This window comes from uncultured Gimesia sp. (assembly GCF_937919775.1).
Classification (GTDB): domain Bacteria; phylum Planctomycetota; class Planctomycetia; order Planctomycetales; family Planctomycetaceae; genus Gimesia.
In genome coordinates this window covers 1-5,760 of the sequence record NZ_CALFPF010000667.1, presented here as the reverse complement: position 1 = coordinate 5,760, position 5,760 = coordinate 1, and the positions used below count along the sequence as shown (strand labels likewise).

The window sequence follows — 5,760 nt, the reverse complement described above, 5'->3', positions numbered from 1 at the left end:
GGCGCTTTACCGCTCGCTTTTATTCTAATGTGGGTTGGTAATATGTTTTTCTTTTTCATGATGAGCCTGCTTTCAATCGCAGGGGGAGCAAGAGTTGCAGAACCGCTCAGTATCGTGTTTACTCTTGCTATGTTTGTCTGCATCGTAATATCGCATTTCCTGATCAAAGAACGTTTAATTCAACTTGCATCTCAATAGGATTCTCTACCGGGATCAGGTCCATAGAAAAGAGGTTATCATGAATTCAGAAATCAGCCGCAGAAAACTCTTGCAAAATTCAGGGGTGATGGCTGCAACGGCTTTAGGGTGGGGAATTCAACATGCTCAAGGGGGTGAGGATAAAGCTGAATCACCCCAACCGCTTAAAGGGAACATCAATCAGTCAGTGGTTCACTGGTGCTTCAAAAAATATTGGGATATCGAAAAAACAGCCCAGGTTGCAAAACAACTGGGAATCAAAAGTGTTGAACTGACTCCGCCAGAAAACTGGGATACGCTCAAGAAATATGGGTTAACCTGTGCGATCGCTTCCAGTCACGGTTTTAAAGTGGGATTTAATAATCCTGAGAATTGGGACCAGTGTATTGAAATCCTGCGCAAGCGGATTGATGAATGTGCCGACGGGGGAGTCAAGAATGTGATTACCTTCACTGGAATGCGGGATGGGATCAGCGATGAAACGGGAACCAAAAACTGTGTCGCGGGCTTCAAAAAAATTATCGGCTATGCGGAGAAAAAAAAGGTCAATCTCTGTCTCGAGATGTTGAATTCCCGGGATGACAGCCACCCCATGAAAGGCCACCCCGGCTATCAGGGAGATCATACCGAATATTGTATCGACATTATCAAGCAGGTTGGTTCTAATCGAATGAAACTGCTATTCGATATTTATCATGTACAAATTATGGATGGAGACGTCATTCGCCGCATCCGGCAACACAAAGACTATATCGGTCACGTTCACACAGCCGGCAATCCAGGTAGAGGCGAACTGGACCAGAAACAGGAAATCAACTATCCCCCCATCATGCAGGCGTTGCAGGAAATCGGATATCAGGGGTTTGTGGGACAGGAGTTTATCCCAACACGCGATCCCTATGAGGGGTTGAAGCAAGCTGTTGTACTATGTGATGTGTAGGTTACAAAATAGTGAGACCTGAAAAAGAAAAGCGGGAAAGAATTTCAGAGTTCTTTCCCGCTTTGTATTTTTAACAGTATCTTCTGGTTCAGGCCAAAAGTTCCTGAATGACAAATTTGCCCATTTCTTTTGTGGAAATGCTTTTACCACCAGCGGCAATATCCGCAGTGCGATGTCCTGCTGTCAGAACACGGTCTACAGCATTTTCAACAGCGGCCGCTTCTGTTTCCAGATTTAAAGAGTGGCGAAGTAACATTGCCGTTGCCAGAATGGTGGCGAGCGGGTTGGCAATGCCTTTCCCGGCAATGTCGGGAGCCGATCCATGAATGGGCTCATAAAGCCCTGGACCTGATGCCCCCAGTGAAGCTGAGGGAAGTAACCCCAACGAGCCAGGCAGCATTGATCCTTCATCAGTCAGGATATCGCCGAACATATTTCCGGTGACGACAACATCGAAATCAGAGGGGCGGGAGATTAAATGCATTGCCATCGCATCGACAAGCACGACCTCATATTCAATATCCGGAAACTCGTTTTTGACAATATCAGCAGCCACCTGACGCCAGAGTCGTGAGACTTCCAGTACATTGGCTTTATCTACCGAAGTCAATTTACCACGACGATCGCGTGCAGACTGTGCTGCCAGTCGCACAATTCTCGCAATTTCCAATGTTGTATAAGTCATTACACTATAGGCTTTTTCACCATCTGGATGTTCCATTCTACCAGATTCACCGAAATAAATTCCTCCGGTTAGCTCCCGAAAAAAGAGGATGTCAGTGCCTTCAATGATTTCTCGTTTTAAGGGAGAAGCGTCCAGTAATACACGATATGGCTTAATGGGTCTTAAATTGGCAAAAAGCCCTAATTCCTTTCGAATCCGCAATAATCCCGCTTCGGGACGTGTTTTTGCAGAAGGATCGTCCCACTTGGGACCGCCAACGGCTCCCAGCAGGATGGCCTGTGACTCTTTACAGGTTTCAAGAGTCTGAGAAGGCAGCGGGTCACCATAATCATCAATTGCATTTCCCCCCATCGGGCAAGTAGGGGTCTCAAATTGATGACCATATTTTTCGGCAATCGTGTCCAGAACCAGTTTTGCTTCTGCTACGATCTCTGGCCCAATTCCATCACCGGGTAATAATGTAATCCGAGCTTCCACTGTCAGTTCCTCGCTTGGTTTATCTATGTATTTGTGAAACAGGTAATTGTTAATACGGAATGGCCAATTTAGCGAGTGTATAGACAAAACTCCAGTCGACGTCCTCATGCTTTTTTAAATGGAACCAATTCCAGGCTTCGAATGAGTTTGATTCCAAGAGAGTCTATTATCTGTTCAGTATTTCGTGTGATCCGTAATATCACTACAACCGGCCAGTAAAAATGGGCGTAACATCGTTATTGGCAGAGGAAAATCAAGAGCTCGGGCTCTCATTCCGATAGAAAGAATAGATCCCGCTATCCTCAGATCGTATTGCTGTAGTGGGCCCCCAATTTCAATTTATCGTCGTCGATTCGCATTCACAGCCCTAAGCTCAGGAAGGTACTTTTAGAAAAAGGGCTCGTGCTCAGGAGGAGCAAGCGAAATAGAAATCGATGTAAGCTTCAGGACAGGGACATCGCATGTTTCGCTCATCGTTTTTTGCTGCTGGATTATTTGTATTACTCTCAGGTACTTCTTTCCTGTTTGTCGACAAAATGGTACTTACCCATAAAGTAACTGTGGAAGAACCAGAGCCAGTTCGTGAACCGGAATTCCGTGGGTTTCTCGGAATGACCAGTCTTAATGAAGACCAACAGGAAGAAGTGAACCCTCCCGACTGGGCAGCTTTCAGCCTGATGTCAGTTGGCGCTGTGACAATGCTTTATGCAGCTGCATTACCTAAACGGCGCTCATAATCCGCATATCGAAACAGCGATGAATTTTATTCAACTCATCGCTGTTTTTGTATTTCACGTCCCTAAACGCATGGTGGCCCATAAACCAGGGTCCTGTGCAAAGGGAAATTCATGATCGACAATCATGAATTGTTCTCCCAATTCAGAATCAAAAATGGCGTAATAAAATCCTAACTGCGGATAGGCAGATGGCTCAAATCCATTGAGTACCGAAGCAGGGAGCCAGGACTCTAATTCATAGCCTGTCGGATTGATCTTAGCCCAGAGCAGGATCTCTGAAAGCTCACACATTGGGGCATCAGCTTGTGCCCGGTGAATAGTAAGCTGCTCACAATAGGGCTGGTTCTGTTTTTCGGGATTTCTCGTAGGACGAAACTGAAACGAGTGGCAGTAACGATTGGCTCGATGAACCGTTTTGGTATCACGCGTGTCGATCCATACCTGAATATACTCTGAGGCAGTTGTCGGATGCTGCTTCTGGTCCACTTTCAAGCCAATCCCCAGGCCATTTTTATTCCAGGCAAGTTTGACGTTTCCCCATTTGCCTGATTTCTGTTCAAATGACAGATCAGGAATCGACGCCGATTCCGGCAATTTCAATAAGTTGCCACGCTTGTGGGGAAGTTCGTTAATCTCTGGTAGAGAGATCGCATGACGAAATAAAAAAGCAGGGGGAATGATAGTCATTTTCAACGAACAACCGGGGCTTGAAGGAACTGTTAAAAATATCAGGAACTGTTTAAAATCATAGCATCTGATATTGTCTGATACTATCATGCGACTGAAAGAATCCTTCACCCCAACATCCTTAGCTCTAGCCCATCGCAAAATACAAAAGTGACTTATGCCGCATCAGGAATATATTCACATTCGAGGTGCACGCTGCCATAATCTTAAAAATATCGACGTGGATCTCCCCCATAATCGCTTGATCGTAGTAACGGGCCTCAGTGGTAGTGGTAAGAGCAGCCTGGTTTTTGACACGCTTCACAGCGAAGGACAGCGGCGGTTCCTGGAAAACATGGCCCCTGGTACTCGCCAATTGTTTAGCCAGATGCAGCCAGCCGACGTTGACCAGATCAGCGGGTTACCTCCGACGATCAGTATTGAACAAACGCAAAAGGTTCAATCCCGACGCAGCACACTGGCAACCATGACCGATTTGTACGAATATTTTCGCTTACTCTACGCTCAACTTGGAATTGTCTACTGCGTCCAATGCAAACAGCCGCTTCACCAGCAGTCTGCAAAACAAATCGTTGATCTAATTCTCGCCTTGGAAGACCGCCAGAAAGTGATGATCCTCGCTCCAGTGGTTACCACTAAAAAAGGGGACCATACCGCGATTTTAAACAAAATTGCCAAAGAAGGGTTTGTGCGTGCCAGAGTTGATGGTGTTGTCGTCGATGTGACTCAACCCCTTGAACTTCATCCAGATGAGTACCATAACATCGAAATTATTATTGACCGAATTATTGTAAAAGAGGGGATCAGTGCACGTCTCAAGGAATCGGTTGACCTGGCTTTAAAACATGGAAATGGCGCCTGTCTGGTCAGCCAGCAAACAGAAAAGGGATGGTCAGACCGTTATTGCAGCACGCGGCTTGCATGCGGAAATTGTGATCTCAGTTTCCCTGATCCTGAACCGAGGACATTTAATTTCAATAGTCCTTATGGAGCATGTCTCATCTGTCAGGGATTAGGTGTAGTTGAAACTGACGATCCTAAAATACAGGAACAGGTCTGTCCTGAGTGTATGGGGACGAGAATCAAAGCATTTGCGCGTTCGGTAAAACTGAATGGTAAATCCATTGATCAGGTAATGAATCAAACTTCACCCGCAGTAATATCCTGGCTGCAAGAATGGAAAAACACAGAGCTGGTTGAACGTCTGCCTCAACATCGAATCATTGCTGATCAGCTGATACCGGCGATCAGTAGCAGGCTGGAATACCTGATTGAAATCGGCTTGGACTATATTAAACTGAATCGTCCGGCACGCACATTATCAGGTGGAGAGAATCAAAGAGCCAGATTGGCATCTTGCCTGGGTTCAGGTACGACAGGTGCCTGCTATATTCTGGATGAACCAACGGCGGGCTTACATACCAACGAAACAGCCAAACTGATTAATATTCTGCTCCGACTGAAACAGACGGGGAATACGGTTATCGTTGTCGAACACGATCTGGATGTAGTCAGAGAGAGTGATTACATACTTGATCTCGGTCCCCAGGCAGGAGAACAGGGGGGAGAAATTGTTGCTTCAGGTACGTATCAGGAAGTGGTTCAGAATTCTCGATCATTTACTGCACGTGCGTTAAATACCAGATACATACTCACTCCCTCAAATTCAAATGATGCAGACTCAAAGATTATCCTCAAGGGGGCAACACTGCATAATTTAAAGGATGTGACACTAAATTTTCCGTTACAGAAACTGGTGTGTGTCACAGGTGTCAGTGGCTGCGGAAAAACTTCGTTGATCATCGAAACGCTGGTCCCTGCTCTGAAGGCGGCCTTACAGGGACATCCAGACCAATCCCTGGAGTATCGCTCGCTGGAAGGCAGTGAATTGATCCAGCAGATCAGAACCATCGATCAATCTGCGATCGGAAGAAGTGGTCGTTCTAATCCCGCTACGTATTGCGGGATTTGGGATGAAATTCGCAAGCTGTTTGCGAAAACAAAATTATCTCGAATGCGAGGTTATACAGCCAGAC

At 46.0% G+C, this 5,760-nt stretch carries 6 protein-coding genes; 4 read left to right on the top strand and 2 right to left on the bottom strand.

Features of this window, described 5'->3' with window-relative positions:
- Window positions 1–198, top strand: a 198-nt coding sequence (locus tag Q0294_RS18995; RefSeq protein WP_299468599.1) for a hypothetical protein, incomplete at its 5' end; no start/stop codon positions are given.
- 40 nt (window positions 199–238) lie between these two features.
- Entirely contained in the window at window positions 239–1,138 is a 900-nt protein-coding gene (locus Q0294_RS18990; protein ID WP_299468597.1) for a TIM barrel protein, read from the top strand.
- An 88-nt stretch (window positions 1,139–1,226) separates the two neighbouring features.
- On the opposite strand, the gene leuB is transcribed toward Q0294_RS18990, so the two are convergent.
- Window positions 1,227–2,300: a 3-isopropylmalate dehydrogenase gene (gene leuB / locus Q0294_RS18985; protein WP_299468595.1), complete on the bottom strand. Its 1,074-nt coding sequence runs from the start codon at window positions 2,298–2,300 to the stop codon at window positions 1,227–1,229.
- A gap of 461 nt (window positions 2,301–2,761) precedes the next feature.
- Between leuB and Q0294_RS18980 the strand changes: the two genes are divergently transcribed.
- Window positions 2,762–3,037: a hypothetical protein gene (locus Q0294_RS18980; protein ID WP_299468593.1), complete on the top strand. Its 276-nt coding sequence runs from the start codon at window positions 2,762–2,764 to the stop codon at window positions 3,035–3,037.
- A gap of 54 nt (window positions 3,038–3,091) precedes the next feature.
- Here Q0294_RS18980 and Q0294_RS18975 read toward each other — a convergent pair whose 3' ends face one another.
- Window positions 3,092–3,724 (bottom strand): hypothetical protein, encoded by a 633-nt coding sequence (locus tag Q0294_RS18975; protein ID WP_299468591.1) that lies wholly within the window; start codon window positions 3,722–3,724, stop codon window positions 3,092–3,094.
- Between the two features lie 157 nt (window positions 3,725–3,881).
- Between Q0294_RS18975 and uvrA the strand changes: the two genes are divergently transcribed.
- The coding region (gene uvrA / locus Q0294_RS18970; RefSeq protein ID WP_366917992.1) for an ABC-ATPase UvrA at window positions 3,882–5,760 on the top strand (1,879 nt) is incomplete at its 3' end.

Excerpts from the sequence above, each read along its gene's own strand:
- Q0294_RS18990 (WP_299468597.1), top strand. The coding sequence starts at position 239 with ATGAATTCAGAAATCAGCCGCAGAAAACTCTTGCAAAATTCAGGGGTG.
- Q0294_RS18980 (WP_299468593.1), top strand. The coding sequence starts at position 2,762 with ATGTTTCGCTCATCGTTTTTTGCTGCTGGATTATTTGTATTACTCTCA.
- Q0294_RS18975 (WP_299468591.1), bottom strand. The coding sequence starts at position 3,724 with ATGACTATCATTCCCCCTGCTTTTTTATTTCGTCATGCGATCTCTCTA.